The sequence below is a fragment of the Arthrobacter sp. AOP29-A2-19 genome (assembly GCF_058138025.1).
Window position 1 is genome coordinate 3,600,110 of sequence record NZ_CM176894.1, and the last position, 26,895, is coordinate 3,627,004.

Sequence of the window (26,895 nt, forward strand, 5' to 3'; positions counted from 1 at the left end):
CGTCCGGCCCTGACGGCCGCATCAAGGTTTCCCGATGGTGCCCGTCCCAGAGTGGGGACTCCAGTCGATCTTTTTTGAAGGAGTTGAGATGGGGACCACGAATTCTCAGAGGACGCGGAGTGCGCACCGGCCGCGCACGCGAACCGGGCGGCGCGGCGTGGCGGCGGCGACGGCCCTTGTGCTTGCGACGGCCGGCATCGGCACGGCCCAGGCCGCCACGGTTGTCACGCAGACCAATCCGGGCGGCCTCGTCGCCGTCGGCCCGGTCAACACGGCGAACGGTTTCCCAAGCTGGTACCAGGACAAGGACGGAACCCGGGTGGAGCTCTGCCTCGACGCGGAGAATCCGCTTTGCGGTTTCCTCCCCGGCGACGTTCCCGACGAAGCGGCGCCCATTTCCTTCCCGGACAACTTTCCGGAAGAGGCGTTCTACATGCTCGCCGGCTCGGAGCTGGACCTGCCCGGCGGGGGGCGCGCCGTCCTGGTCCTGGGGCTCGAGGCCGCCTTCGCCAACACGGTGACCGCGGGAGACCAGGTGGTCTTCGGGCGGCAGCGCGTCACGGTGAGGGGTGCCCCCGCAAACACCACGCTGACCTTCCGGCATCCCTACGGGACCATCACGATCGACACGGACGCCACGGGCAGCGGCAAGCTGGTGGAGGACATCTCTCCCGCGGCCGGAAACTTCACCACGGCTCTGAAGAGCAACGTGGGACCGTTCCTCAAGTGGGATCCTGCCACCGCGCCCGCGGCGCCCGAGGGCTACCTGGGCGACCCCGGGCGGGACCACCCGGTCGTGGGCAGTCCCTTCGGATACAACCGCTTCTCGGTCACCGGCGGCGGGCTGGACGTGACCACCGACCAGTTTTCCCTCAACGGAAAAATTTCCACCAACCGTGGGGTCAACGCCGACAAGGCGGTCCTCAACGGCGATATGATCGACGTCTTCGCCAGTAGTGGGGGCGGGCTGCTCCAGGTCGACGGACAGGACGGCAAGTTCGCCACAACGCCGATGGTCACGGACCCGGACTCGGGCCGCTACTACGCCCGGATCAAGTTCGACGGCGCCGCGCCAACGGACCTCAAGATCACCAACATTTCGGACAAGCCCGCCAGCAACAGCACGGTCAAGGTCGGCAGGAACGCCGGCATCACCGTGCTCGACGCCAACTACGACGGCACCAGCCTCGCGGTGTCGGCCCGCTCGGCATCGGGCGCCGCCCTGGCGGTGCGGGGCTACGGTTCCCTCGGGACTCCGACGACCACCGGAGGACCGAGCCAGTCGGTCTGGGCGACCAAGGCGCCGCCGTCCCTTGTCACCGTCACGGAACCGGGCGGCGGATCGGTCAGCGTCGAGGTCACCGTCACCGGCGGGGCGGCGACCGCGGCCGGTCTTCCCCCGGTGGCTCCCGCGCCGGATCCCGGGCCGGTCACCGACCCCGGGCCGGTCACCGACCCCGTGCCCCCGACGCCCGAGGCGCCTGCCGCTCTTGCAGCCGTCGCGACGCCGGCCACGGCAACAGTCGCCCGCGGGGCCTCTACCGTCCTGGACGGCAGCGGCTCGACACGGGCCGTGGGGTACCAGTGGCGGCAAGTCGGCGGCACACCGGTCACGATCTCCAGCACCACAGTGGCGAAGCCGACCGTCACGGTTCCCTTCTACACAAGGACCACGGACGCGGCACCTGTGCCGGTGGTGGTCAACGGGCCGGTTGTGCTTGAACTGGTCGTCACCGGGGCGGACGGCGCCGCCAGCGCACCCGCCAGAGTCTCGCTCAGCGTCGCCACGGACCAGTTCGGCATCGACGCGGGGGGCAGGCACCGGCTGAACAAGGAGTTCAGGTTCTCGGGCACGTCGGTCATGTCCGGCTTCACGGGAACGCTGACGCCGGCGACCTCGGTGGTCGTCTACGACACGACGCCGGGGCGGGCGGTCAGCAAGCTGGGAACGGCGCAGGTGGACGCGCTCGGCGCCTGGTCGCTCAAGCTGAAGCCCGGGCCCGCCAGGCAGGTCACCTCGGTGCGGGCGCAGTCGACCCGGGGCGGAGACGCCAGCTCCGCGGTGGGCAACTAGCAAAACAACACACAAGACCGGGCCGGACTCCTCCGGCCCGGTCTTGTGTGTCACGCCCACTTTGGGGGGTGCCGGGCGCACCCCCCTTTTGGGGGCGGCGCACCCCCAACGCGGGGCTTATTCCTCCCGCCGCCCGCCGCCACGATGGAGGCATTCGGAGGAGGGGAACAATGAAAGATCTTCATGGGGTGCAGGGACGGGAACGCGCCGGGCGGCAGGACGCTTTGGCGGTTCGGATCATCGGTGCGCTCGAGGTGCGCCGCGGCGGCGAGATGTTGGGGATGAAGGAGTTGGGCGGCCCCAAGTGCCGGCAAATTCTGGAGATCCTCCTGCTCCAGCTCGGGCGTCCCGTCTCGAAGGCGCGGCTGGTCGAGCTGCTGTGGGGGGAGAGGCCCCCGGCCGCGGCGGTGTCCACCCTGGAGAGCTACGTCAGCGTCCTGCGCCGCAGCCTGCAGCCGGGCATGGGAGCGGCGGGTCCCCTGAAGACGACGACGGGCGGGTACTTCCTGGACCGTGCCGGGGTGGACCTGGACCTGGACCGCTTCGACGCCTTCCTGCGGGCGGCGGAACAGGCCGAGCCCGCCCGTGCCCACGCGCTCCTGCGCGAGGCGCTGCAGCTCGCCACGGCACCCTTGCTCGGCAACGAGTTTCTTCAGGGCTGGGCCGAGAGCGAGCGTTCGTTCCACGAAGCGCGGGTCGCGGGCGCCCGCCTGCGCGCGGCGGAGACGGCCCTGACGCTCGGCGACACGGACGACGCCGGGCGATGGGCGAAGGCGGTGCTCGCGTCCGAACCGCTGAACGAGGCCGCCTGGACGGTCCTGGTCCTGTCGCTCGAGCGCGCGGGGCATCCGGTGGAGGGTCTTCGCGCGTACGAGGACTGCCGCCGGGTCTTGGACACGGAGCTGGGATGCGCCCCGGGGCCGAGCTTGCGGGAAGCACAGCAACGCCTGCTGGGAGCGACCGCGGACGGCTCCGGCGAGTTCGGCGAGGTCCTCGCGGCGCTCCTGACGATCCAGGAGCGGATCGGCAACGGGGCAGCGGACACGGCGTCGGGACCGGACCGCAATCCGGCGTGGGACGGCTGCGAGGAGGCCAGCGGGATTGTCCGGCGCTACCTCCGGCGCGCGATGGCGGCGGCCTAGGGGGTTTCGTCGGATCAACAAGAAATTGCTGTCAATTAGACGTGTAGCCCTATGCGGGAGCCGCCCCCGTATGGATACTGAGTCCACCCGTTTCGCGGCGTTGGGACCGCGGAGCGGATGTGGAATGGCAGGATGCCGGGGGACGTCTCATGATTCTGGATCTGACTCGCACGCAGGCGAGCACAACGAACATTCTGGTGGTCGACGACCACGTGACTTTCGCCGAGCTCCTCACCGGTGCGCTGAATCGGGAACCGGGGCTCCGGGGCGTCGGCGTGGCGACCACGGTCGAAGAGGGCGTGCGCATGAGCCTGGACGTGAACCCGGACATCGTTGTCATGGATTTCCACCTCCCGGACGGGGACGGCCTGGACGCCGCGGAGCGCATCCTGGCCGTGCAACCGGCGACGCGCATCGTGATGCTGACCGGAGACCCGACGCCCGAGGCGCTCGAACGCGCCGCGGCGCTCGGGGTCTGCGGGTTCCTCCCCAAGGACGGTTCGCTCGTGTCCATGCTGGAGACCCTGCGGCTCGCCCGTGCCGGGTCGATGGTGGTGCATCCGGCGCTGCTGGCCCAAGCGCAGAGCAGGGCCACCCGGCGGGCACGGACCGCCCTGGTTTTGACCCAACGCGAGCGGGACGTCCTGGGGCTGATGGCGAGGGGATGCGATGTGCGCACAAACGCCAACCGGCTGGGCATGTCGACCCACACCTGCCGGGGCCACATCAAGGCGATCCTGGCAAAGCTCGGGGCCCACTCGCAGCTCGAAGCCGTTGCCGTCGCAACGAGGCTGGGACTCCTGCCGGTCGCCCAGGATGCCTAGGCGAGGGTCGAAGATCCTCTCCGACGAAGGACTGGCCGAAGAGCGCTCGGTGGTGGGCTCCGCCGTCGCACGCTTTCTTGTGACGGGGCTGCTGGTGCTTGTCCTCGTGGCGACGCCGGTGGTGTTGTGGATCCGCGGCGTGGCCGAGGATCACGCCCTGAACAACGCGATCGGAATGACCCAGCGGCTGGCCGACTATGCGATCGGTCCCTTGGTCACGGAGGAGTTGCTCGCCGCCGATCCGGCCGCCATCGCTGCGATGAACGAGAGGCTCGAGCCGTGGGTGGACGACGAAGCCATCCATCGGATCAAGGTGTGGACGGCCGACGGTCGGATCGTCTATTCGGACCAGGAGGCGTTGATCGGCCGAAAATTCGCGTTGGAGACGTGGGCCGAGACCCTGCTGGCGGGAGGGCCGGCCACTGCAAACCTGGAAAGCCAACACGAGGTCGAGAACGAGTTCGAGGCCGGCGAGGGTGAACTGGTCGAGGTCTACGCGTCGGCGGTCTCCGCCACCGGCGACCCGCTGATCTTCGAGGCCTACTTCGACGACCGCATCGTCCGCCAGGAGCAACAGACCGTCCTCGCGTCCATCGCCCCCGCCTTCCTCCTCGCGCTGCTGTTGCTGCAGCTGGCCCAACTCCTGCCGGCCATCCGGTTGGCGCGACGCGTCCAGGCGCACCAGGCGGACAGGCGGCGGCTGCTTCAGCACGCCGTCCATGCGGGCGAACTCGAGCGCGCGCGCCTGGCCCGGGACCTGCATGACGGCGTCCTCCAAGAACTCGCGGGACTCTCCTACGCGTTGGAGGCCAACGACCGGCACGGGGGGGCCGAACGCGGCGGCGGCGGGATCGGCACCCTGTCCCATTCCATCGTGCAGGGCAGCATCCAGACCCTGCGGGACGTCACCGGTTCGCTTTACTCGCCGGCCCTGGACGCCCCGGGGCTGCCGGAAGCCATGGCACGACTGACGGACCCGGTGGCCGCGCGCGGGATCGCCGTGCGGCTGGACCTGCGGGAGGTCGACGGGCTGACGTCGGAACAGGCGACGATGCTGTACCGCGTGGCTCGGGAGGCACTGGCCAACGTCGTCAAGCATGCGCGCGCGGGCAGCGTGGACGTCGCCCTCGCCCGCAGTGGTTCCCGCGTGTCCATGACGGTCCGCGACGACGGGCGGGGCTTTGATGCGCAGGGCCCCCCGCCGGGCGGTCACCTGGGCCTGCGCATCATGCGCGACCTGGCGGCCGCCGCCGGCGGGAGCTTCGAGGTTGGGTCGACCCCCGGCGGCGGAACCAGCATCGTCGTCACCGTCCGCGAGGAGACCTAGAGGCACGTCCCGGCGGCCCACCGACGGGGGCCGGGGGCACCCGCGGAGCCAAGCGCCCTTGTCAAAACCTTGTCAGGTTTTTCCCAAGGGGGTGGCGCCACGCTTGTTGGAACAGGAGCAGGAACCTTCCAAGGAGCAACCGATGAACGTATCCAGGCGGCAAGTACTCCTGCTGGGCGGGTTGGGCGTCGTCGGCGCCGGTGCCGTGGGCGTCCCGTGGGACAAGGTCGAGGCGAAGTCGGCGAGCCGGCTCGCCTCCAGCGACATGCCCAAGCCCTATGCGGCCTCCTTTGTCCAGGCGCCGTTCCTGCGGCCGTACTCCACCGGCATCGATCCGCTCGACGGCGCACCCGTCAACTACTACTCCGTGACAGAGCAGGCGGCCACGGCCCAAATCCTCCCCCGTCTCACCACGCCGATCCTCGGCTACAACGGGATCTTCCCAGGACCGACCATCAGCGTCGACCAGGGAACGAAGGCGGTGCTGCGGGTGCGGAACAAGCTGCCCGCCACGCACCCCGCCGACGGGCACACGCTGTCGACGTCCACCCACCTGCACGGTTCCGCCTCGCTGCCGCAATACGACGGCTACGCCTCCGACATCACGCACCCCGGTTTCCAGAAGGACTACCACTACCCCAACTTCCAGCCGGCGAGGACGCTCTGGTATCACGACCACGGCGTCCACTTCACCGCCCAGAACGCCTACTCGGGCCTGGCGGCGCAGTACCACATGCACGATCCGCGCGAGCGGGAGCTCCTGCCGCAGGGCCCGTTCGACGTGGGGCTGACCATCACGGACGCGATGTTCGCGGCCAACGGGGCGCTCGGCTACGACGACAACTCGCACTCCGGACTGTGGGGCGACGTGATCCTTGTGAACGGCAAGCCCTGGCCGGCCATGAAGGTGCAGAAGCGCGTCTACCGGTTCCGCGTCCTGAACGCCAGCATCTCGCGTTCGCTGCGCCCCACGCTCAGCACGGGGGAGCCGATCGTGGTCGTCGCGACCGACGGCGGCCTGATGCCGACGGCGCAGAGCGTCGCCTCCTGGCGGCACGGCGGGGCCGAGCGCTACGAGGTGCTCATCGATTTCCGCAAGTACAAGACCGGCCAGCTCGTTGAACTGCGCAACCTCTCGAACAAGAACAACGTCGACTACGACCACACCAACAAGATCATGGTCTTCGACGTGGTCGACACCGCGGTGGACACAAGCGACCCGACCTGGAACACGATCCCCGCCCAACTGGACGTCGGCAACGCGGTCATGGCGCTGCGGGAGAAGGACGCCACCAAGGTCCGCAAGATGCGGGTCCAGCGCGACGACGCGACCAACCTGTGGTCCCTCAACGGGGTCAGCTGGCAAGACGTCATCGCGAGCGGCTACAAGAAGGTGTTCGCCGACGTCGAGCTCGGCGCGACCGAGATCTGGGAGATCGAGAACAAGTCCGGGGGCTGGTTCCACCCGCTCCACATCCACCTCGTGGACTTCAGGGTCCTCGGCCGCAGCGGGCGCGCCGCGCTGAGCCACGAGCAGGGTCCCAAGGACGTTGTGTACGTGGGCGAGGGGGAGACCGTCCGCCTGCTGATGAAGTTCGGCCCGCACAAGGGGCGCTACATGGTGCACTGCCACAACCTGCCGCACGAGGACCACGACATGATGGTTCAGTTCCGGGTGGGCCTGAAGGAGACCGACGCCGATGACAACGATCCGATGTACGCCGCGGAACCCGAATGGGACGACGACTAGCCGGTGGCGCGCCGCCGCGGCGCCCGCGGACCTTCCCGGGCGCCGCGGCGGCCATGGTTGCCGTCCTGCTGGCCCTGAGACTTTGGGTCCTCGTCCCCATGACGGTCGTCTCGGACAGCATGGCCCCGGCCGTCCCGCTCGACGGCACCGTCCTCACCTTCACCCTCGGTCCGGCGCTGGGCGGCGTCCACGCCGGCCGGCTGGTCGTCTTCGACGGACCCGAGGACGGCGGGCCGGTCCTGAAGCGGGTGGCCGCCACCGGGGGGCAGTCGGTCGCCATCCGCGACGCCGTGCTGCTGGTGGACGGCGTCCCGGTGTCCGAACCCGGGGTGGACCGCAGCCGGATCGACGGCACGTACTTCGGCCCGGTGACCGTTCCCGCCGGCCACGTGTTCGTCCTGGGGGACAACCGGGCGGCGTCGATCGATTCGCGGGACTACGGCAGCGTCGACGTCTCCCGCATTCGCGCAACCGTTCTCCTTCCCAGACTCTGACGGCGCGCAGCTCCCGCCGATCGGGGCCACCGCCGTCCCGCCGGTCCTCGCGCTCTCCGAGCCGCCCGTAGCCTCCTGCCGTTTTACAGGTTTTTCACAAGGTTCGAGTCGCACTTTGAGTCGTCACATTCCTTTCTGAGGCAGGCACATCATGAACATGTTCGATGCAAGACCAGGGGACCCCGGTCCCAGAGAGAACCGCGAAGCGCTCCGGGGACAGCCCAAGAAGCGGCGCGGGCGGGCCGGGCAGTTCGGCGCGCCGGCCCGGGCGGTTGCGGCGGGCTCCGCCCTGTTGCTGACCACCATGGTCGGGTTTCCGGCGGTGGCCATCCCGGCCAGCGCCGCCGTCGCGCCCCTGGGGCAGGGCTTCAGCGTGACCCCGAGCGATCTGGCATTCATCCTCAAGCAGATCAAGATCGCCGAGGCGCACGTCGCCAACACCACCTCCGCCACGGGGCCCTGTGGCGCGCTGCTCGGCAACGGGCCGAACCAGGTCCCCGACGCCATCACCACCTACGGACTGCGCACGGTCGACGGGTCCTGCAACAACCTCATCGCCGGACGCGAGACGTACGGCGCCGCAGACCAGCTGTTTCCCCGCCTGACGAGGCCCACCTTCGGCACCGCCGAGTCGGCGCCGACCTTCGGGCAGACGGCCGTCACCACCTACTCGCAGAAGGCCGGGGACGTCTTCGACACCCAGCCCCGCGAGATCAGCAACCTCATCTCCGACCAGACGTCCACCAACCCCGCCGCCGTCAGCGCGGCGGGGTTCCCCGTGCGCACGCAGGGAAACGTCGGCAAGTTCCCGTGCACCACCGATCCGGACCCGCTTGCCGACCCGGTGGTCGAGGGCGTGCCGGCGGGCTGCGTGCCGACCGGCGAGACGCTGTTCATCCCTAATGTGACCACCGACGTCGGGCTGTCGCCGCCGTACAACTCCATGTTCACGCTGTTCGGCCAGTTCTTCGACCACGGCGTCGACCAGACCGTCAAGGGCGGGGCAACGGTCTACGTGCCGCTCAAGGCCGACGACCCGCTGCGGACGGTCGGTCCCGACGGGAAGGCCAACACCGGGGACGAGGTGCCGGCCAGCCGCGCATTCATGGTGCTGACCCGGGCGCAGAACCAGGCGGGCACCGACGGCATTCTGGGGAATGCCGACGACGTCCAGGACGCCGCCAACACCGACTCGCCATACGTCGACCAGTCGCAGACCTACACGTCCCACGCCTCGCACCAGGTGTTCCTGCGCGAGTACGTGAACAACAGCACCGGACGTCCGGTCGCCACGGGCAAGCTGCTTGGAGGACCCGCGGGACCGACCGCGGGAGGAATGGCCACGTGGGCCCGGGTGAAGTCGCAGGCCGCGGCCCTCCTGGGCCTCTCGCTCTCCGACCGGGACATCACCGACGTGCCGCAACTCGCCGTCGACCCGTACGGAAAGTTCATCCCCGGCCCGCTGCGGGGGCTTCCCCAGTATGTGACGCCGACGGGTCTGGTGGAGGGGAACATTGCCGCCCCGGTGCCTGTGCCCGCGAACGCCGTGCACTTCCACACGCCGTTCATGACGGACATCGCGCACAACGCGGACCCCAGCCCGCAGGACACCGACCACAACCCGGCGACTCCCGCCGTCGCGCCGGTCCCGGACACGAACACCACGGCCTCGGCCGACTTCGCCGCACAGCCGGCGGGCACCTACGACGACGAGCTGCTCGACGCGCACTTCGCCGCCGGAGACGGGCGCGTCAACGAGAACATCGGCCTCACCGCCATCCACCAGGTGTTCCACTCGGAGCACGACCGCCTGGTCGACGACATCAAGAACACGCTGAGCACCGACACGTCGGCCAAGGGCGTCGCGGCGCTCGCCGAATGGAAGGCCGCGGGCGGCGCGGCGGGGTGGAACGGCGAACGCCTGTTCCAGGCCGCCCGCTTCGTCACGGAGATGGAGTACCAGCACCTGGTCTTCGAGGAGTTCGGCCGCAAGGTGCAGCCCGCGATCCAGCCCTTCCGCGTCTACCACTCCGACCTGAACGCGGCCGTCAAGGCCGAGTTCGCCCACGCCGTGTACCGGTTCGGTCACTCCATGCTGACGGAGACCATCTCCCGCACCAACGTGGACGGTGGCGACAACTCCATCTCGCTGCTCGACGGATTCCTCAATCCGCCGTCCTACACGGACGGCGGAGCCGCCGGCCAACTGACCTCGGAACGGGCCGCGGGCAGCATCGTGATGGGCATGAGCGACCAGACCGGCAACGAGCTGGACGAGTTCATGACGGACACGCTCCGCAACAACCTGCTGGGCCTGCCGCTGGACCTCGCGACGCTGAACCTGAGCAGGGCCCGCGAGGCCGGCATCCCGCCGCTGAACGAGCTGCGCCGCCAGATCCACGACGCCACGGGCGACGGCCAACTGGCCCCGTACACAAGCTGGGCGGACTTCGGGCAGAACCTCAAGCACCCGGAGTCGCTCATCAACTTCGTGGCCTCCTACGGCACCTACCCGACCATCACGTCGGCCACCACGGCCGCCGGCAAGCGGGCGGCCGCCAAGGCCATCGTGGACCCGGGCGCCGGGGTTTCGCCGACGCCGGAGGCGCTGGACTTCATGAACAGCGCCGGCGCCTACGCCAACCAGGAGTCGGGCCTCAATAAGGTGGACCTCTGGATCGGCGGCCTGGCGGAGAAGACCAACCTCTTCGGCGGACTGCTCGGCAGCACGTTCAACTACGTCTTTGAGAACCAGATGACGGACCTCCAGAACGGCGACCGGTTCTACTACCTGGCCCGCACGCCCGGCATGAACCTGCGCGCGCAGCTCGAGGGCAACAGCTTCGCCGAGATGATTATGCGCAACACGGACGGGACCCACACGCTGAAGGCCGACGTGTTCGCCACCTCCGACTGCAAGTTCCAGCTTTCCAACCTCGCCGGCACGCCGGAGGGGTACCTCGCCTCCGGCGGGCCCGTGGTCGCCGACGACCCGGCGTCGGAGTGCGACGAAACGGCGGTGCTGCTCCGCAAGCCCGACGGGACCATCCAGTACAAGGAGAAGAACACCGTCGATCCCTCGGGCATCAACGGCCAGTCGGTCTACAACGGCACCGCCGCAGTCGACCGGGTTACCGGCGGCAACGACAACGACACCTTCTGGGGCGGCGAGGGCAACGACGTCATGGAAGGCCAGGGCGGCGACGACATCGCGCTCGGCGGCAACGGCGACGACCGCATGACCGACCTCGCGGGCGCCGACGTGTCCAAGGGCGGCCCGGGCGACGACTACGTCAACACGGGCATCGGCGACGACATCGTGATGTCGGGCGACGGGCAGGACTTCACCAACGCCGGCGCCAACGACAACGAGACGTTCGCCGGCGAGGGCAGCGACTTCGTTCAGGCCGGCGACGGCGCGGACGCGGTCTTCGGCGGCGGCGGCGACGACTGGATCCAGGGCGGAACCGGCCAGGACCTCCTGATCGGCGACCACGGCGCGCCGTTCTTCGACGATCCCGCGCAGACCAAGCCCGGCAACGACGTCTTCGTCGGTCAGGTCGGCGAGAACGACTACGACGCCGAGGGCGGGGACGACATCATGTCCTCCAACTCGGCCGTGGACCGCTACGCCTCGGCTGGCGGGTTCGACTGGGCCAACCACCAGTACGACACCGTCGGCGCGGACGACGACATGAACATCAACCGCAACCTGGTGGGGCTCAACCTCCCGGCCGTCGTGAACCGCGACCGCTGGCAGGAGACCGAGGCGAGCTCCGGTTCGGCCTTCAACGACACCATCCGCGGCGACGACGTGGTCCCGAGCGCGCAGGGCGGCGGCGGCTTCACCGGCTGCGACGCCCTGGACCAGGCGGGAATTGACAGGATCGCGGGGCTGGGGGCCATCCTCCCGGCGCCGACCACGCCCCTCGCCCCGGTCGAGGCGGCCTCGGCGCCCGGCGCCTGCCCCCTCGAGGGACCGGTGTGGGGCGCGGGCAACATCCTGCTCGGCGGGCTCGGAAGCGACGTGCTCGAGGGCCGCGGAGCGAACGACGTCATCGACGGCGACCGCTCCCTGAAGGTCCGCATCAGCGTCCGCAACAGCGCCGGAACGGAGATCGGAACCACCGAGCTCATGGAGCGGCCGTACCAGGCGGGCAACACGAAGACGCTCGCCGCGGACGTTGCGGCCGGCATCGTGGATCCGGGCAACCTGGCCATCGTCCGCGAACTCGTCGTCCCGACCGCGGCGCAGGCCGCGGGGACCACGGACTCCGCCGTCTTCTCCGACGTGAGGGCCAACTACACGATCACCACCACGGGCGGCAACGGGACACTCGGCTCGCCGGGCTCCGTCACCACGGTGAACCACAACGGTGGGGCCGACGGCGTCGATACGCTTCGCAACATCGAGCGCATCGTCTTCGCCGACACGGTGGTGACTCCGGCCCCGCCCGCGGTGCTCCAGGGGGCGGCCCGCATCGGCACCGTCACGGCGGCGAACGCCTCGGCGACCGTCCGCTGGCTGGCCCCGCTCCCCGTGGCCAACGCGGCCCCGGTGACCGGCTACCGGGTGCGCGCCTTCGCGGGCACCACGCTGGTCAGGACGCAGACGGCGGCCGCCACGGCGACGTCGGTCCTGGTGACCGGCCTGACCAACGGCACGGCCTACACGTTCGACGTCGCGGCCGTGAATTCCGTGGGAACCGGCCCGGTCTCGGCGCGGAGCGCCGCGGCCACACCGCGCACGGAGTTCGTCGCCCCCACGGTGACGTCCCGGACGCCGGCCGCCGGCGGGCAGTCCGCGAGCCCGGCGACGAACGTCCTGGCGACCTTCAGCGAAGGTGTCACCGGCGTCTCGGGGACCACGTTCGTCCTCCGCTCGGGCACAACGACGGTGCCCGCGACGGTGACGTACAACGCCACCACCCGGGTCGCGACCCTCAACCCGTCGGCCACCCTGGCGGCGGACCGGACGTACACGGTGTCGATGACCGCGGGCATCCGCGACGCGGCCGGCAACGCGCTGGCGGCGACCACCTGGTCCTTCACGACCGGGCCGGCGCCGACGTTCACCGTGACGTCGGGCAGCACCGGGGTCCGCAGGACCGGCAACGCGACGGCGACGTTCAGCGAGCCGGTCACGGGCGTCTCCGGGACCACCGTGCGGCTCACGAACGTCAACAGCGGCGCGACGATCGGTGCGGTGGTCAGCTACAACGCCACCACGCGCGTGATGACCGTCAACCCTTCGGTGACGCTCGGATCGCTGACCCAGTACCGGGTCACCGTGGGCACCGCCGCGGGCATCCGCGACGCCGCCGGCAACCCGCTGGTCGCCCGTTCGTGGACGTTCACCACCGGCTCGGCGCTTTAGCGGGGCACCTTCCGGAACACCACGGTCCGGCGCAGCCAGCGCCGGCCGCCGGAGGCCCGGCCAACCCCGGTTGGCCGGGCCTCCGGCGTGCGTGCCAGGGCCGTCCGGGGCGCGTTGCCCCGGACGGCCGGCGGCGGAACTCAGCGGGCATGGGCCGCCGGCTGTTCCTGGAAAGCCGGAACGACGTGCTCGATGAAGAGCTCCAGGGAGCGCTTCTTCTCCTCATGGGTCAAGGTGTTGTCCGACCAAAGGCTGAACTCGTCCACGCCGAGTGCCTCGTAGTGGCGCAGGCGCTCGATGATGTCCGCGGGCGTCCCGATCATCGCCGTCTTGTGGAGCGACTCCGGCGCGAATTCGGGCCGTTCCGCGAACTTCTCCACCGGGCTGGGCTCGAGGAAGCCGTTCTTCGGTGTGGTCTTGTTTCCGAACCAGGCATCGAAGGTCCTGTAGAACTTCTGGATGCCCTCGGCCGGGCGGCGCCATCCCTCGGGCTCGTCCACGGGGTGGACGTGCGTGTGGCGGAGCACCATCAGTTCCGGGCGGGGGACGCCGGGGTTGTTCGCAACGGCCGCGTCGAACTTGCCCGCGAGGTCCGCGACCTCCTCGTCGCCCTTCATCAGCGGCGTCACCATCACGTTGCACCCGTTGGCGACCGCGAAATCGTGCGACGAGGGGTCCCGAGCCGCGACCCACATCGGCGGGGTCGGCTTCTGGACGGGCTTGGGGACGCTCGTCGAGGTGGGGAATTGCCAGACCTCGCCGTCGTGCGCGTAGTCGCCCTCCCACAGCGCGCGCACGGCCGGCACCATCTCGCGCAGGTGCTTGCCGCCGTCGACCGCCGGCATGCCCTCCAGCAGGCGGTCGAACTCGAACTGGTAGGCGCCCCGCGCCAGGCCCACCTCCGCCCGGCCGTTGCTGATGACGTCCAGGAGCGCCGTCTCGCCGGCGACACGGAGGGGGTTCCAGAACGGGGCGATGATCGTCCCGGCGCCCAGGCGGATGGTCGACGTTCGCGCCGCGAGGTACGCGAGCTGGGGCATGGGACTGGGAGAGATGGTGTACTCCATCGAGTGGTGCTCACCGATCCAGACGGTGCCGAAGCCCCCCGCCTCCGCGATGAGCGCGAGCTCCGTCAGGTTCTCGAAGCATTCGCGGTGGGAGACGCTCTCGTCCCAGCGCTCCATGTGTACGAAGAGGGAAAAACGCATTAGTGGCTCCTTCGTTCTGCGGCGGTCTCGGCCGACGCTGCGGGGGTGGATGCGGCAGGGCGGGCTGCCGCGGTGCGTTCGGCGATGGTCAGGTCCGCCTTGGACCAGTGGGTCGGCGGGACCTCGCGGATGATGACGGTGGTGTTTTCGGGGAGGGCGCCGACGGTGTCCTCGGCGGCCCGGTGGAGCGCCGAGACGAGCGCGCGCAGCTGTTCCGGGCTGCGGCCCGCGGCGATGGAGACGTCGATGAGTGGCATGGCGGTGTCCTCCTAGCCGCGCATCACGAAGGGATCCGCGACCGGGTCCTCGTCCGTGTTGATCCACACGCTCTTCAGCCGCGTGTATTCGTGCATGGACTCCAGGCCGTGCTCGATGCCCACGCCGCTGCTCTTGAAACCCTGGCGCGGGGACATGGGGGACATTGCCCGGTAGGTGTTGACCCAGACGGTGCCGGCGTCCAGGCGCCGGGCCATGCGGTGCGCGCGGGCGAGGTTCTGCGTCCAGACGCCGGCGGCCAGGCCGTACTCGGTGTCGTTGGCCAGGGCCAACACCTCGTCCTCGGTGTCGAACGGCATGACCGCCGCGACCGGGCCGAAGATCTCCTCGCGGGTCACCCGCATGGAGTTGTTCACGTCGGTCAGGACGGTGGGGGCGTAGAAGTAGCCGGGCAGGTCGACGGCCGGGCGGCCGCCGCCCGTGAGCACGGTGGCGCCCTCGGAGACGCCGAGCTCGACGTACGAGTTGACCTTCTCCTGCTGGTCGCCGAAGGCCAGGGGCCCCATCTCGGTGGAGTCCAGCATGGGGTCGCCGATGATGATGCTCCGCGCGCGGTCCGCGACCTTCTCGAGCAGCTCGTCGTACACCGAGCGGTGCGCGAACACCCTGCTGCCGGCGATGCAGGTCTGGCCCGAGGCGGCGAAGATGCCAGCGATGACGCCCATGGCCGCGTTGCCGACGTTCGCGTCCCCGAACACGATGTTCGGGCTCTTGCCCCCGAGCTCCAGCGTGCAGCCGATGAAGCGGGAGGCCGCGGAGGCGGCGATCGCCGAGCCGGTCGCCGTGGAGCCGGTGAAGGAGATCTTGGCGATGCCGCGGTGCGCCACTAGGGGCGCCCCGGCCTCCTTGCCGTAGCCGGTGACCACGTTGATCACGCCGTCGGGGAAGCCGGCCTCGACGGCCAGCTCGGCCAGGCGGAGCACGGTGCGCGAGGTGTACTCGGAAGGCTTGATGACCAGCGTGTTGCCCGCGGCGAGGGCCGGGGCGAGCTTCGACGTCGTCAGGGTGAGCGGCGAGTTCCAGGGCGTGATGGCTCCCACGACCCCGAGCGGCTCGCGCTGCGTGTAGTTGAGCATCAGTGCCGAGTTGGTGGGGATCTGGCTGCCCTGGACCTTGTCGGCCATCCCGGCGTAGTAGTAGAGGTACTCCGGGAGCGTGGCCAGCTGGCCGCGCATCTCGCGCAGCAGCTTGCCGTTGTCCTGGGTTTCCATGGTGGCCAGCTCGTCGGCGTTCTCCCCGACGAGGTCGGCGAGCCGGCGCAGCAGGTGCCCGCGCCGGGTGGCGGAGAGGTCGCGCCACAGCGGGTTGTTGAAGGCCTGCGAGGCGGCTTCAACGGCGGCGTCGACGTCGGCCTCCGTGCCGCGGGCCGCCTCGTAGAGCACCTCCAGGGTGGCGGGGTTGGTGCTGTCGAAGTACTGGCCCTCCGCCGGCGCGGCGTGCCGCCCGTTGATGAAGTGGTCGTATCGCTTAGACATGGGGATCGCGGCTCGATTCTTCGATGAAGTGGTGGATGATGGCGGCCAGCTCGCCGGGATCGGTGACGGGCAGCATGTGCCGGGCGCCGGGCACGACGGCGGTGCGCGCCCCGGGGATCGCCTCGCCGAGGCGGCGCGTCATGTCCGGCGTCGAGCCCGGATCGAGCTCCCCGGTGACGGCCAGCGACGGCACGGAGATCCGGCCCAGTTCGGGGCCGATCTCCGCGTCTCCGGTGGCGAAGACGTTGTACGCGTGGAGGTATGAGGCGGTGGGGTTGGCCAAGAGTGTGGCGCGCGTCCCGGCGACCAGCTCCGGATCCGTCCCGCCGCCGGACGGATACCAGCGCTGGATGGACGCCTCGACGCTTCCGGCGAAGTCGGAGTCGGCGTTCTCCAGCCTGGCCCGCACGGCGGCGGCCTCCTGCGGGGTCCGCAGGCACACCGAGCTGACGCTGGTCAGCGACGCCACCCGGTCCGGACGGTGCCGGGCGAGGTGCTGTGCGATGAGCGCGCCCAGGGAGAAGCCGACGAGGTGCGCCCGGTCAGGAAGCCGCGCCGCGACGTCGTCGGCCATCTCGGCGAGGGTGGTGGGCCCGGCCAGGGGCGGACGCGCCCCGTGGCCGGGCAGGTCGAGCGCCTCGACGGGCGCCCCGGTGAGCCGGCCCAGCTCGGTGCTGAACGGCTCCCACATGGTGTGGTCCAACCCCACGCCATGGAGCAGGACGATCGGCAGCGGCTGGGTCATGCCTACAGCTCCGTGCTCAGGGCGGCGAGGCGCTGCTGCGGGCGGCCCTGTGCCGCTGCGGCGAGGGCGACGACGATCTCGCCAGGATGCGGCGCGTCCGCGAGCCGGACCTCGATGCTTTGGTGGTGCGAGCGGATGGTGGCGTCGGTGATGTGCTTGAGCGGGATGTCGAACGTGGTGCCGGCCGGTCCACGCTTCTCCACCGCCGGGAGCAGCGTGGTCGCGGACGCCGCGTTGCGGAAGTGGTCGCCGAACTTGAGCGTGTGGATCAGCGCCGACCCGTGCTCGATCTCGCCGTTCAGGCCCACGATGGCGGCCTTGCCGTAGGCCTCGACCGGGACGCCGAGCGCCTCGACGACGCGCGGCGCGAGCAGCGCGCCCAGGTCCGACGCGGTGGCGTCGATTCCGGGGTTCAGGTCCTCGACAAACCCCTGGCCGTCCCACGGGTTGTCGATGATGGCGGCGACGACGACCACGCGCGCGGCGGGTTCGACCGGGCGGCCGCCTTCGGTGAGCGTCTCTTCAACGAGCGTGATGATCTTACGGGGGTTCATGCGGGGATCCCTTCAAGGATGGTCGAGGTGACTGCCGGATCGGTGGCGCGGTCCCCGATGCGGGGATGCGGCCGCGGCCCGGTGGACGCCGCGACGACGACGACGATCTCATCGGCGCGCGGCCCGTCGCTGACGCGGGTGGTGACGGTCTGGTAGTGGCTCCGGGTCGCGGCGTGCGTCTTGTGCCACAGCGGCACAACCAGCGGCTGGCCGGCGTCGGCGCGGTCGTCGGCGAAGCAGATGATGGACGTGCCCTCGAGGAACTCGCGGACCAGGTTGCCGAAGTACGGCGTGTGGATGAGGGCGCCGGCGTGCTCGATCTCCCCGTCGGTGCCCACGATGGCGGCCTTGCCGAAGGCCTCGATGCGCTCGGCGCCGCCGAGGCCCTCGAGCAGCCGCTCGGTGAGCGCCTGCGCCAGCTGCGGGGCGAGCCGCTCCGTGGCGGGGGAGAGGTCCGTGTCCGGTGACGTGCCCACCCAGGGGTTCGCTACGACGGCGGCAACGCTGGCGCGGACGGCCGGCACGGCGGGCTGGCTGCCGTTTTCGAGGAGGACCTCCTCCTGGTAGTAGACGATCTTGCGGATGGCCGGGAAGCGCCCGGCCTCCGCGGCGGCGGCGGTCATGGCCGGCCCGCGGGCAATAGGGAGAAGCGCATGGCGTGTTCCTTTCGTGTCGGCCGTGCGGCCGGCCGGAATGGCTAGGGGTGTGTGTGGTCGGTGGCGGTCCGGGAGTCGGTCAGCACTTCCCGGGCCGAGGCGTAAACGTGGTTGCGCATCGCCGCTTCGGCGCCGAAGTGGTCCTTGGACTTGATCATGTCCAGCACGGCGCGGTGTTCGCCGGTGGACGTCTTGATGCGTCCCGGGTGCTCCGCGGTGCGCAGAACCAGCCGGTGGTAGGCCAGCTGGTTCATCAGCCGGTCGTACTGCTCGATCAGCTTGCGGTTGTCGGCGCCGGTGATGATGGTGCGGTGGAACTCGTTGACCAGTTCCGCGTACCTGGCGGCGTCCTGGTCCAGCGAGGCCTGGTCGGAGGCCTCGACGTTGCGCTCCAGCACCCGCAGCTCGGGCACGTCGCCGCGCCGGGCCAGCAGGCCCGCGGCCAGCCCCTCGAGGCCCTCCTTGAGCTGGAAGAGCTCGACGATTTCCCGGCGGGTGGGTTCGCGGACGAACGTGCCGACCTTGGGGCGGATCTCCACCAGGCCCTCATGCTGCAGCTGCTTCAGCGTTTCCCGGATGGGGGTGCGGCTGACGTCGAACTGCTGGGCGAGGACGGCCTCGGACAGGGGGCTGCCCGGGGGGAACTCCCCGCCGAGGACCAGTTGGCGGACCCTGTCCAGGAGTGTGGCCTCCGTGAGGTCCCCTGTTTGGTCGACTTGCTGCATCGTCTGTTGCATACAACAAACCGTAAGTCCCGCATTCGGACCCGTCAAGGCAATTCGCCGAAGTCGCGCCGAAAACCGCGTGAAACAAAGAATTAACTCGAATATTTGGCCAAGGCATTGACGCTGGCATGTGATCAGGATTACGTTCATTGCCATGCAACAAGAACTCAAAGCCACCCTCACCAACGTTTGGCGCCAGGCCTGGGACCTCGGAGACGTCGAAGCCCTGCAGTCTGTTGTCACTCCCGACTACGTCCGCGTCAGCCGGGCCAGCGGGCAGACGTCCACCCTGAAGCAGCTCCAGGACGAGATCCTCGCGGTCCGCGCCGGCTTCCCGGACCTCAGCACCACGATCGACGCCGTGGTGACCGAAGGAAACTCGGCGGCGATCTTCTGGACCACCACCGGCACGCACACCGAGCCCTTCCTGGGGGTCCCCCCGACCCAGCAGCGGGTCCAGACCAGGGGCTGCAACCACGTGACCCTCGTCGACGGCCGCATCGACCGCGAGGAAGTGACCTGGGACGGGTCGGAGCTGCTCAACAGCCTGGGCGTCCGCCACCTCCGCGACGCGCGGAAGCCCGACGAGCTCGTCGTCGACGACCTCTCCGGGGACCCAGACCACGAGGTCATGAAGACCTTCAACCGCAAGTTCATCACCGGGGTCACCGTGGTGACCACGCAGGAGAACGGCGTGCCCAAGGGGCTCGCGGTCAACTCCTACGCCTCGGTGTCCCTGGACCCGGCGCTGGTGATGGTCTGCATCCAGAAGACGTCCTCCACGTATCCCGCGCTCCACGCCGCGACCCACCTGGGAATCAACATCCTGGGCACCGACCAGCGGGCCACGGTCGCCACGTTCGCCTCCAAGTCGGCCGACAAGTTCGCCGAGGTCGACTGGCACGCCGGGCCGCACGGAAGCCCCCTGATCGACGGTTCCCCCGCGTCGCTGGAGGCGGAGATCCGTGAACGCTTCCAGGCCACGACGCACACCGTGTTCATCTGCCGCGTCCGGCATGCCGAGGTCACCGAGGCAAGCCCCATCGTCTACAAGGCCGGCCGCTTCTACGACAGCGACGACCTCACCCAACTTTGAGCCGAAGGGCCCGCGGGCCCTCCGAACGAGCAAAAAAGGAGAAACCCGTGGTGCAACAACTCAACCCATCGGCCCCGCCGCGTCCCCGGACGCCGCGCCGGGCACCGGACGGCAGACCGGGAGCGGTCTTCCTGCTCTCGGTGGGACTCATCGCCGTCTTCGTCGTCTGGGCCGCGGCGTCCCCGGACAGCCTCGGTTCCGTGATGACCGCCAGCATGAACTGGGCGGCCGCGTCCGTGGGCTGGAGCTATCTGGTGGTGCCCCTGCTGTGCATCGGCCTGCTTCTGTTCATGGGCTTCAGCCGCTACGGCACCATCCGGCTCGGCTCCGCCGACAGCCGCCCGGAGCACAGCACCTGGGCGTGGCTGGCCATGATCCTGTCCGCCGTGATGGGCATCGGCCTGATCAGCTACGGCGTGGCGGAACCCATCTCCCACTACATGGCGCCGCCCCACGCGCTCGCCGACGCGGAGACCATGGACGCGGCCGTGCGGGCCATGCAGTTCAGCTTCTTCGACTGGGGACCGCATGCCTGGGCCATCTTCGGCGTCTTCGGCCTGGCCATCGGCTACTCCACCCACCGGAAGGGCCGCCCGGGGCTGGTCTCGCCGATGCTGCGGCCGGTTCTCGGCAAGCTGGTGGACGGCTGGTTCGGCAAGGCGATCGACATTTTCGCCATCATCGCCACCCTGTTCGGGACCACCACGTCCCTTGGCCTCGGCGCCTCGCAGATCGCCGAGGGGCTGAACCGCATCCTGGGGTTCCCCACCACGTTGCCTATCCAGATCGCCATCATCGCCATCATCACCGTCCTGTTCACGCTCTCCGCGCTCTCGGGCGTCAACCGCGGCATCAAGTACATCAGCCAGATCACGATGGGCCTGTCCCTGGCGCTCGCGATCTACGTGCTTGTCGCGGGGCCGACCAACTTCATCAGCAACCTGTTCTTTCGCTCCGTGGGCCAGTACGCCAGCGACTTCTTCGCTACGAGCCTCTACACGCCGTCGACCGCCGACGACCTGCAGTGGATGCAGTGGTGGACCTACTTCATGATGGCCTGGTGGCTCAGCTGGGGCGCGTTCGTCGGCGTCTTCCTCGCCAAGATCTCCAAGGGCCGCACGGTCCGCCAGTTCGTTGCCGGCGTCCTCGGCGTGCCCAGCCTCGTGTTTTTCGCCTGGTTCACGATCTTCGGAGGATCCGCCATCAAGATGGACATGGACGGCGCCGGGATCGGCGAGGCGACGACGGCGAACATCAACTCCGCGTTCTTCTCCATGCTTGACCAGCTTCCGGTGCCCGAGCTGACCGCCGTTGTCACGGTGGTGCTGGTTGCGCTGTTCTTCATCTCCGGTGCGGACGCGAACACCTACGTGCTCAGCATGCTCTCCTCCAAGGGCACCCTGAACCCCACCAAGCCGGTCCTCACGCTGTGGGGCGTGTTGACCGGGGCGTGCGCCGTCCTGCTCCTGGTCGTCGGCGGCCTGTCCGCCCTGCAGCAGGCGGCGATGCTCTCCGCGTTGCCGTTCACGATCATCGTCGGGCTCCTCGGGGTCTCGCTGATTCTGGAGATCCGCGCGGATCCGGAGTTCCAGGCGCACTTCCGGAACCGCTACGCCGGCGGACTGCCGCCGACCGGCGCGGACGCGAGCGAGGGCAACCGCCAGTAGTCCTGTTCGGCGGCGGGTGGGGCGACGCCTTCGGGTGCCGCCCCACTCGTTTCCCGGCGGGAGGGTACCCCGCGGCCGCCCGTGCCCGGCGTGGCGGTGCGACGGTGTGGAAAGCTGGACGCGACCGCCGTCGTCCTTTTGCAGGAGTGTCCCGTGAAACGCCAACTCACCGTCGCCAGCCGCGCCCAGGTGCCCGCCTTTCAGGTCATGGACATCCTGCGGCGCGTCGCGGAGCTCCGGGCCCGGGGCCGCGACGTGGTGTCCCTGTGCGCCGGCGAGCCCAGCGGGGGAGCGCCGACCGGGGTGTCGGACCGCGCCGCCGCGCTCCACGCCTCCCACACGCCGCTCACCTACACGCCGGCGCTGGGCCTCGCGGTCCTCCGGACGGCGATCGCCGACCACTACCGGCGCTGGTACGGAATCGAGTTGCCGGTGCACAACGTCGCCGTCACCACCGGATCCTCCGGGGCGTTTATGCTCACGTTCCTGGCCGCCTTCAACCCGGGCGACCGGGTGGCGCTCGCCCGACCGGGCTACCCCGCGTACCGCAACATCCTGCGCGCGCTGGGCGCCGATGTTGTGGAGCTCGACTGCGGCCCCGAGTCCCGCTACCAGCCGACGCCGGAACTGCTCGACGCGGCCGAGCGCGAACACGGCCCGCTCGCCGGCCTGGTGCTGGCGTCGCCCGCCAACCCGACCGGCACGATGGTCTCCCGCGCGGAACTCGCCGATCTCGCGGCATGGTGCGCCGACCGGGGCGTCCGGCTGGTCAGCGACGAGATCTACCACGGCATCACCTACGCGGACGGGGCAACGGCCGACCGCCGGGGAGTGTGCGCGTGGGAACTGGACCGGAACGCCGTCGTCGTCTCCAGCTTCTCCAAGTACTGGGGCATGACCGGGTGGCGGCTCGGCTGGGCGATCGTGCCCGACGACATGTTGCCGACGGTGGATGCGCTCGCCGGCAACGTGGCACTCTGCCCGCCCGCGCCCGCCCAGTATGCGGCCATCGAGGCCTTCACCGAGGAGTCGTACGCCCAGGCCGAGGCCTTTGTCGCCGAGTTCGCGGACACGCGGGCGGCCCTGCTGGACAACGTCGGACGCCTCGGCTGGGGCAAAGTCGCGCCTGCGGACGGCGCCTTCTACCTGTACGCCGACCTCGGCGGCGCCCTGGAGGGCTTCGCGGATTCGGCCGCCTACTGCGCCGCGCTCCTGGAGGACGAGGGGGTGGCGCTGGTGCCCGGCGCGGACTTCGACGCCGAGGGCGGACGCCGGGCCGTCCGGCTCAGTTTTGCGGCAGGACGCGAGGCGGTGCTCGAGGCAGTGGAGCGCATCGTGAGGTTCCAGGAGCGACGCCGGTAGCTGGCTCTGGGGGGGGTGACCGTCCCTTCCGAGCCGTCCCACCCGAGCCGTCCCACCGCGGGCCGTTCCTCCACAGGCGGCTCCACCGCGCGGCCGTCCACAATGTGGGGCGCGCGCCCCTGGGCGTGTTCTCCACTTGCCATGCTTCAGGCACCGGCGATCGTCGCCGGTGGACGGGAGAAGAGTCATGGGCGGGCTGGACGTCAACGACCTGGAGCGCGAGCTGCGGTCCCTGTCCGCGGAACTGACGAGTCCCCGGGCACGGGAGTGCCTGGTGTGCTACCTCTACCGGATGCTGGACTTCGGCTGCCGGGGCCACGCGTTCACCGAACGCTACCGCGCCGAGGCGGCGCCGCGGGCCACGGCGCTGGTGCGGCGGCTCTCCAGGATGGGCGCCTGCTGCTGCGAGTGCGAGGTGTTCCTCAATGCGTACCAGCCGAATCCGCGCCACGTCCCCGTCGACGAAGACGGCGAGTTCGTGATGGTTCCGGTGCCGGAGTGCCACGGGGTCCGCCGGGGATCGGCGCAGCCGTGCTGCCTGTGGCTTCGCATCACGCGGCGCCGGTGGCGGTGACCGCACGGTTCGCGGTGCCTGAGGGACCATGACGGCTGTCATGGGCGATCCGTGTCCCGGGACCCATCCTGCGGCCTCCGCGGTGCGGAAGGCTGAATCCATGAGCACATGGGGAACCACAGACAACGGGGCCGGCACTGCGCTGGAGCTCCGCGGAGTCAGGAAGGCGTTCCGCGGCGCTGGGCGCACCATCACGGCCGTCGACGGGATCGACCTGTCCGTCGACGTGGGGGATATCGTCGCCTTCCTCGGACCGAACGGGGCCGGCAAGACCACAACAATCGACATGATCCTGGGGCTCACGATGCCGGACAGCGGCACGGCCACCGTGTTGGGAACCACGCCAGGCAGGGCGGTCCGCGACGGCAGGGTCTCCGCCGTGATGCAGACAGGCGGCCTCCTCCGGGACCTGACCGTCCGCGAGACCGTACAGGCCATTGCCTCCCTCCACGGCGCGAAGCGCCGCGTGGGCGCCGTGATGGACCGCGCGGGAATCGCCGGGATTGGCGGACGCAAAGTCTCAAGGTGCTCCGGGGGAGAGCAGCAGCGCGTCAAGTTCGCCCTCGCCTTGCTCCCGGACCCGGACCTGCTGGTCCTCGACGAACCCACGGCCGGGATGGACGTCAACGCACGCCGCGAATTCTGGGACACCATGCGGCAGGACGCCGCATCGGGCCGAACCGTCCTTTTCGCCACGCACTACCTCGAGGAGGCGGAGACCTTCGCCGAACGCACCGTGCTGGTTGTGGACGGCCGGATCGCCGCCGACGGTCCAACCTCCCAGGTCCGGTCGATGGCCGCGGGGCGAACCGTGTCCGCCACGCTAGCCGCCGCCGGCATCGAGGGCGCGCGGGCCCGCGACGAGTCGGTGCGGGAATTGCGATTGATCGAGGGCGTGATCCGCGTGGACCTTGCCGGCGCCCGGGTCAGTGTGGCGACAAGCAACTCGGACGTGGTGGCCCTCGCCCTGCTGCGAGACCACGGCGCCCGCGACCTGGAGGTCTCCTCCCCGAGCCTCGAGAGCGCCTTTATGCGTCTAACCAGTGGGCTCGCGTCGGGCATGGAGAGGAGCGCCCGGTGAACGCCACCTATCTGCGCATCGACCTGACGCGCCAACTGCGCGACGTCTCCAACCTGATGTTCATCGTCTTGATGCCGTCCGCCATGTATGTCGTTTTCGGCGTGTCGATGGGGTACGGCGGGGATGCGGCGGGGAACGGCAACGTCAAGTTCTACGTGATGGCCTCCATGGCGGCCTACGGGGCGGCGTTGGCCGCAACCTCCACCACGGGCGGCGCCGCGATCGAGCAGATGCAGGGTTGGGGGCGCCAGCTGGGTCTCACCCCGGTCACCCCGGCATCCCTGGTCGCCGGCAAGGTCGTGGCCTCGCTGGCGGCCACGTCCCTGAGCGTGCTGGTGGTCTACGCGATCGGCGCGGTCACCGGGGCTGCGGCTGACGATCCGTGGATCTGGGCCGCGACGTTCGGTTTGACCCTCGCCGGGTCGGCCGTCTTCGCCCTGTTCGGGTTCGCCGTGGCCATGCTGTTCAAGAGCGAGTCCGCACTGGGGGTGGCGACGGGCGTCCTGGTGCTGATGTCCTTCGTGGGAAATGTCTTTATGCCGTTGTCCGGGGGGATCCTCGAGTTCGCGCGACTCACGCCCATGTACGGCTACGTCGGTCTCGTCCGCTGGCCCACCCTCGAAGGGGCCATGGCGACCTCGGGCGAAACGGCGGACACCCTGGGCGGGCTACTGGCTAATGTGGTGGCATGGGTCCTGGTCTTTGGGGCCATCGCGATCGCCGGCGTCCGGCGGGGGAGGCGGCGGCAGTGAACGCGGACTCAACGCGTGTGGCGGCCCGGTCCGCCGAGGAAGCCGGCGAACCATCCGGCTGGGCACGCCACGGCTGGGTGCTGCCCGCCGTCTGGCTCATCTTCCTCGGCTACACCGTGGGGGCCGTGCTGGCGGAGGGGCTCGGGCCGGCAGGAACCGCCGCGGGACTCGGACTCGTTGTCCTCTTCGCGGGCATCTATCTGGCGGCATTCGTTGCGCTGGACCGGCCCAACGGCGGGGGACTGCGCTTCGCCCACTGGAATTGGGCGGGCCTCGGCTCCATGCTGGCGGTGATGTTGGGCATGGGTGCCCTCATCGGCATGGAGGCCATCTACATGGCACCCTTCATTCCGGCCTACGCCTGTTACCTGCTCCCGCGCCGCTCCGGCTGGTGGGTCGGTCTTGGCTCCATCGCCGGGGCGCTCGCCCTGGTCTTGGCGGTGGGGCAGCCCGGCGACTACATGTTCATCGTTTTCATCATGGTCGGTGTTTTCGTGGTGAACATGGTCACCAGCGCGCTCATGGAAGCGGACAGCAGGTCCCGGCGCATCGGCCAGGACCTCGCGGTCGTGTCCGAGCGCGAACGGGTGGCGCGCGACGTGCACGACGTCCTTGGGCACGCGCTCACCGTCGTCGCGGTCAAGGCCGAACTCGCCGAACGCCTCTTGGACATCGATCCCGAACGCAGCCGGTCGGAGATCGCGGAGATCCGTGGACTGGTCCGCGGCGCGCTCGCCGACGTCAGGGCCACCGTGGGTGGCCTGCGGGGCACTGATTTCCGGTCCCAAATCCAGGCCCTCGAGATCACCCTGGCCGGCGCCGGGCTAGACGTGGAGGTTGAGACGGGCGACCCGGCAGCCATCGACCCCCATCTTGTGGTGCCCCTGGGGTGGGTGCTGCGGGAGGCCGGCACAAACGTGCTGCGCCACGCGCGCGCGAGCCGGTGCCACATCCGGCTGGAACCGGGCAGGCTCAGCATTGAGGACGACGGCGTTGGCTTGGCCGGGAAGCCGGCGGGGAACGGGCTTCTGGGCATGCGGGAACGGATGGACGACGCCGGCGCGCGCCTCGCGGTGGGCGCCGCCGCGGCCGGCGGTACGCGCGTGGAGGTCACCTGGTGAGCATTCGTGTGCTCGTCGCCGACGACCATGCGCTGGTCCGCGGCGCCCTGGTGGCCCTGCTCAACCTGGAGGCGGACCTGGACGTTGTGGCCGAGGCCGCGGACGGCTCCACGGTTCCGGCCCTGGTGCGGGAGCATGCGGTGGACGTCTGCGTGCTCGACATCCAAATGCCGGTGGTCGACGGGATCGAGACCGCGCGCCGGCTGCGCGTCGGGTCTCCGGGCTGCCGCTCGCTGATGGTCACGACCTTCGGCCGGACGGGCTACCTCCGCCGCGCACTCGAGGCGGGCGCCAGCGGGTTTGTCGTCAAAGACACCCCGGCGGCGCAGCTTGCCGACGCCATCCGCAAGGTGCACCGGGGGCTGCGCGTCGTCGATCCGCAATTGGCGGCCGATTCGTTGGCCGTGGGCCAGAACCCGCTGACGAACAGGGAGCGGGAAGTTTTGGAGCTGGCCGCCAGGGGACTGTCGGCGGCGGCCATTGCCGCGGCGCTGCACCTCTCTCCGGGCACGGTGCGCAACCACGTGTCCTCGGTGATCGGCAAGACGGGTGCGGCAAGCCGGGCCGAGGCCGCCGACATCGCCGTCGAGCGCGGCTGGATCTAGGGGGCGCCTG

At 69.9% G+C, this 26,895-nt stretch carries 22 protein-coding genes; 15 read left to right on the plus strand and 7 right to left on the minus strand.

The window, feature by feature from the left end; all coding sequences use genetic code 11:
* Positions 1 to 88: 88 nt before the first annotated feature.
* From AC3ZJJ_RS16670 to AC3ZJJ_RS16700, 7 genes are all read left to right on the plus strand, one after another.
* The gene (locus AC3ZJJ_RS16670) at positions 89 to 2,074 is read left to right on the plus strand and encodes a hypothetical protein (protein WP_489892936.1); all 1,986 of its coding nucleotides are present in this window, start codon (positions 89 to 91) and stop codon (positions 2,072 to 2,074) included.
* 170 nt (positions 2,075 to 2,244) lie between these two features.
* Positions 2,245 to 3,216 carry an AfsR/SARP family transcriptional regulator gene (locus AC3ZJJ_RS16675; protein ID WP_489892937.1) on the plus strand — a complete coding sequence of 324 codons (972 nt, stop codon included), beginning with the start codon at positions 2,245 to 2,247 and terminating at the stop codon, positions 3,214 to 3,216.
* 149 nt (positions 3,217 to 3,365) lie between these two features.
* Positions 3,366 to 4,040, plus strand: a complete 675-nt coding sequence (locus AC3ZJJ_RS16680) for a response regulator (protein ID WP_489892938.1) — start codon at positions 3,366 to 3,368, stop codon at positions 4,038 to 4,040.
* The gene (locus AC3ZJJ_RS16685; RefSeq protein WP_489892939.1) at positions 4,033 to 5,367 is read left to right on the plus strand and encodes a sensor histidine kinase; all 1,335 of its coding nucleotides are present in this window, start codon (positions 4,033 to 4,035) and stop codon (positions 5,365 to 5,367) included. Before AC3ZJJ_RS16680 ends, AC3ZJJ_RS16685 begins: the two co-directional genes overlap by 8 nt.
* A 142-nt stretch (positions 5,368 to 5,509) precedes the next feature.
* On the plus strand, positions 5,510 to 7,117 hold the full coding sequence (locus tag AC3ZJJ_RS16690) for a multicopper oxidase family protein (RefSeq protein WP_489892940.1): 1,608 nt from the start codon (positions 5,510 to 5,512) through the stop codon (positions 7,115 to 7,117).
* Positions 7,102 to 7,611, plus strand: a complete 510-nt coding sequence (lepB, locus tag AC3ZJJ_RS16695) for a signal peptidase I (protein WP_489892941.1) — start codon at positions 7,102 to 7,104, stop codon at positions 7,609 to 7,611. Before AC3ZJJ_RS16690 ends, lepB begins: the two co-directional genes overlap by 16 nt.
* 151 nt (positions 7,612 to 7,762) lie before the next feature.
* A complete protein-coding gene (locus AC3ZJJ_RS16700) occupies positions 7,763 to 12,988 on the plus strand; it encodes a peroxidase family protein (RefSeq protein ID WP_489892942.1) in 5,226 nt (1,741 codons plus the stop codon).
* A gap of 140 nt (positions 12,989 to 13,128) precedes the next feature.
* Here AC3ZJJ_RS16700 and AC3ZJJ_RS16705 read toward each other — a convergent pair whose 3' ends face one another.
* From AC3ZJJ_RS16705 to AC3ZJJ_RS16735, 7 genes are all read right to left on the minus strand, one after another.
* Positions 13,129 to 14,196: an LLM class flavin-dependent oxidoreductase gene (locus tag AC3ZJJ_RS16705; protein WP_489892943.1), complete on the minus strand. Its 1,068-nt coding sequence runs from the start codon at positions 14,194 to 14,196 to the stop codon at positions 13,129 to 13,131.
* Entirely contained in the window at positions 14,196 to 14,453 is a 258-nt protein-coding gene (locus AC3ZJJ_RS16710) for a tautomerase family protein (protein ID WP_489892944.1), read from the minus strand. Before AC3ZJJ_RS16710 ends, AC3ZJJ_RS16705 begins: the two co-directional genes overlap by 1 nt.
* Before the next feature lie 12 nt (positions 14,454 to 14,465).
* The gene (locus AC3ZJJ_RS16715; protein ID WP_489892945.1) at positions 14,466 to 15,947 is read right to left on the minus strand and encodes an aldehyde dehydrogenase; all 1,482 of its coding nucleotides are present in this window, start codon (positions 15,945 to 15,947) and stop codon (positions 14,466 to 14,468) included.
* Positions 15,940 to 16,692 carry an alpha/beta fold hydrolase gene (locus AC3ZJJ_RS16720; RefSeq protein WP_489892946.1) on the minus strand — a complete coding sequence of 251 codons (753 nt, stop codon included), beginning with the start codon at positions 16,690 to 16,692 and terminating at the stop codon, positions 15,940 to 15,942. Before AC3ZJJ_RS16720 ends, AC3ZJJ_RS16715 begins: the two co-directional genes overlap by 8 nt.
* A 2-nt stretch (positions 16,693 to 16,694) precedes the next feature.
* The gene (locus AC3ZJJ_RS16725) at positions 16,695 to 17,246 is read right to left on the minus strand and encodes an amino acid synthesis family protein (protein WP_489892947.1); all 552 of its coding nucleotides are present in this window, start codon (positions 17,244 to 17,246) and stop codon (positions 16,695 to 16,697) included.
* Positions 17,243 to 17,869 carry an amino acid synthesis family protein gene (locus tag AC3ZJJ_RS16730; protein WP_489892948.1) on the minus strand — a complete coding sequence of 209 codons (627 nt, stop codon included), beginning with the start codon at positions 17,867 to 17,869 and terminating at the stop codon, positions 17,243 to 17,245. Before AC3ZJJ_RS16730 ends, AC3ZJJ_RS16725 begins: the two co-directional genes overlap by 4 nt.
* A gap of 74 nt (positions 17,870 to 17,943) precedes the next feature.
* Complete coding sequence (locus AC3ZJJ_RS16735) at positions 17,944 to 18,639, minus strand: GntR family transcriptional regulator (protein WP_489892949.1); 696 nt, start codon at positions 18,637 to 18,639, stop codon at positions 17,944 to 17,946.
* A 142-nt stretch (positions 18,640 to 18,781) separates the two neighbouring features.
* Between AC3ZJJ_RS16735 and AC3ZJJ_RS16740 the strand changes: the two genes are divergently transcribed.
* The 8 genes from AC3ZJJ_RS16740 (at position 18,782) to AC3ZJJ_RS16775 (ending at position 26,885) form a co-directional block, all read left to right on the plus strand.
* Positions 18,782 to 19,723, plus strand: coding sequence for a flavin reductase (locus tag AC3ZJJ_RS16740; RefSeq protein WP_489892950.1), 942 nt, complete (start codon positions 18,782 to 18,784; stop codon positions 19,721 to 19,723).
* A 50-nt stretch (positions 19,724 to 19,773) separates the two neighbouring features.
* The gene (locus AC3ZJJ_RS16745) at positions 19,774 to 21,390 is read left to right on the plus strand and encodes a BCCT family transporter (RefSeq protein ID WP_489895885.1); all 1,617 of its coding nucleotides are present in this window, start codon (positions 19,774 to 19,776) and stop codon (positions 21,388 to 21,390) included.
* Positions 21,391 to 21,543: 153 nt separating this feature from the next.
* On the plus strand, positions 21,544 to 22,752 hold the full coding sequence (locus AC3ZJJ_RS16750; RefSeq protein WP_489892951.1) for an aminotransferase class I/II-fold pyridoxal phosphate-dependent enzyme: 1,209 nt from the start codon (positions 21,544 to 21,546) through the stop codon (positions 22,750 to 22,752).
* Positions 22,753 to 22,939: 187 nt separating this feature from the next.
* On the plus strand, positions 22,940 to 23,326 hold the full coding sequence (locus tag AC3ZJJ_RS16755) for a DUF2695 domain-containing protein (RefSeq protein ID WP_489892952.1): 387 nt from the start codon (positions 22,940 to 22,942) through the stop codon (positions 23,324 to 23,326).
* 100 nt (positions 23,327 to 23,426) lie between these two features.
* Positions 23,427 to 24,407: an ABC transporter ATP-binding protein gene (locus AC3ZJJ_RS16760; protein WP_489892953.1), complete on the plus strand. Its 981-nt coding sequence runs from the start codon at positions 23,427 to 23,429 to the stop codon at positions 24,405 to 24,407.
* The gene (locus AC3ZJJ_RS16765) at positions 24,404 to 25,159 is read left to right on the plus strand and encodes an ABC transporter permease (protein ID WP_489892954.1); all 756 of its coding nucleotides are present in this window, start codon (positions 24,404 to 24,406) and stop codon (positions 25,157 to 25,159) included. The genes AC3ZJJ_RS16760 and AC3ZJJ_RS16765 overlap by 4 nt, the downstream gene beginning before the upstream one ends.
* Complete coding sequence (locus tag AC3ZJJ_RS16770; protein WP_489892955.1) at positions 25,156 to 26,280, plus strand: sensor histidine kinase; 1,125 nt, start codon at positions 25,156 to 25,158, stop codon at positions 26,278 to 26,280. Before AC3ZJJ_RS16765 ends, AC3ZJJ_RS16770 begins: the two co-directional genes overlap by 4 nt.
* The gene (locus AC3ZJJ_RS16775) at positions 26,277 to 26,885 is read left to right on the plus strand and encodes a response regulator (RefSeq protein ID WP_489892956.1); all 609 of its coding nucleotides are present in this window, start codon (positions 26,277 to 26,279) and stop codon (positions 26,883 to 26,885) included. Before AC3ZJJ_RS16770 ends, AC3ZJJ_RS16775 begins: the two co-directional genes overlap by 4 nt.
* The last annotated feature ends 10 nt before the right edge of the window (positions 26,886 to 26,895 follow it).

Coding starts and splice junctions, on each gene's coding strand:
- AC3ZJJ_RS16670 (WP_489892936.1), top strand. CDS start 89: ATGGGGACCACGAATTCTCAGAGGACGCGGAGTGCGCACCGGCCGCGC.
- AC3ZJJ_RS16675 (WP_489892937.1), top strand. CDS start 2,245: ATGAAAGATCTTCATGGGGTGCAGGGACGGGAACGCGCCGGGCGGCAG.
- AC3ZJJ_RS16680 (WP_489892938.1), top strand. CDS start 3,366: ATGATTCTGGATCTGACTCGCACGCAGGCGAGCACAACGAACATTCTG.
- AC3ZJJ_RS16685 (WP_489892939.1), top strand. CDS start 4,033: ATGCCTAGGCGAGGGTCGAAGATCCTCTCCGACGAAGGACTGGCCGAA.
- AC3ZJJ_RS16690 (WP_489892940.1), top strand. CDS start 5,510: ATGAACGTATCCAGGCGGCAAGTACTCCTGCTGGGCGGGTTGGGCGTC.
- lepB (WP_489892941.1), top strand. CDS start 7,102: ATGGGACGACGACTAGCCGGTGGCGCGCCGCCGCGGCGCCCGCGGACC.
- AC3ZJJ_RS16700 (WP_489892942.1), top strand. CDS start 7,763: ATGAACATGTTCGATGCAAGACCAGGGGACCCCGGTCCCAGAGAGAAC.
- AC3ZJJ_RS16705 (WP_489892943.1), bottom strand. CDS start 14,196: ATGCGTTTTTCCCTCTTCGTACACATGGAGCGCTGGGACGAGAGCGTC.
- AC3ZJJ_RS16710 (WP_489892944.1), bottom strand. CDS start 14,453: ATGCCACTCATCGACGTCTCCATCGCCGCGGGCCGCAGCCCGGAACAG.
- AC3ZJJ_RS16715 (WP_489892945.1), bottom strand. CDS start 15,947: ATGTCTAAGCGATACGACCACTTCATCAACGGGCGGCACGCCGCGCCG.
- AC3ZJJ_RS16720 (WP_489892946.1), bottom strand. CDS start 16,692: ATGACCCAGCCGCTGCCGATCGTCCTGCTCCATGGCGTGGGGTTGGAC.
- AC3ZJJ_RS16725 (WP_489892947.1), bottom strand. CDS start 17,246: ATGAACCCCCGTAAGATCATCACGCTCGTTGAAGAGACGCTCACCGAA.
- AC3ZJJ_RS16730 (WP_489892948.1), bottom strand. CDS start 17,869: ATGACCGCCGCCGCCGCGGAGGCCGGGCGCTTCCCGGCCATCCGCAAG.
- AC3ZJJ_RS16735 (WP_489892949.1), bottom strand. CDS start 18,639: ATGCAACAGACGATGCAGCAAGTCGACCAAACAGGGGACCTCACGGAG.
- AC3ZJJ_RS16740 (WP_489892950.1), top strand. CDS start 18,782: ATGCAACAAGAACTCAAAGCCACCCTCACCAACGTTTGGCGCCAGGCC.
- AC3ZJJ_RS16755 (WP_489892952.1), top strand. CDS start 22,940: ATGGGCGGGCTGGACGTCAACGACCTGGAGCGCGAGCTGCGGTCCCTG.
- AC3ZJJ_RS16760 (WP_489892953.1), top strand. CDS start 23,427: ATGAGCACATGGGGAACCACAGACAACGGGGCCGGCACTGCGCTGGAG.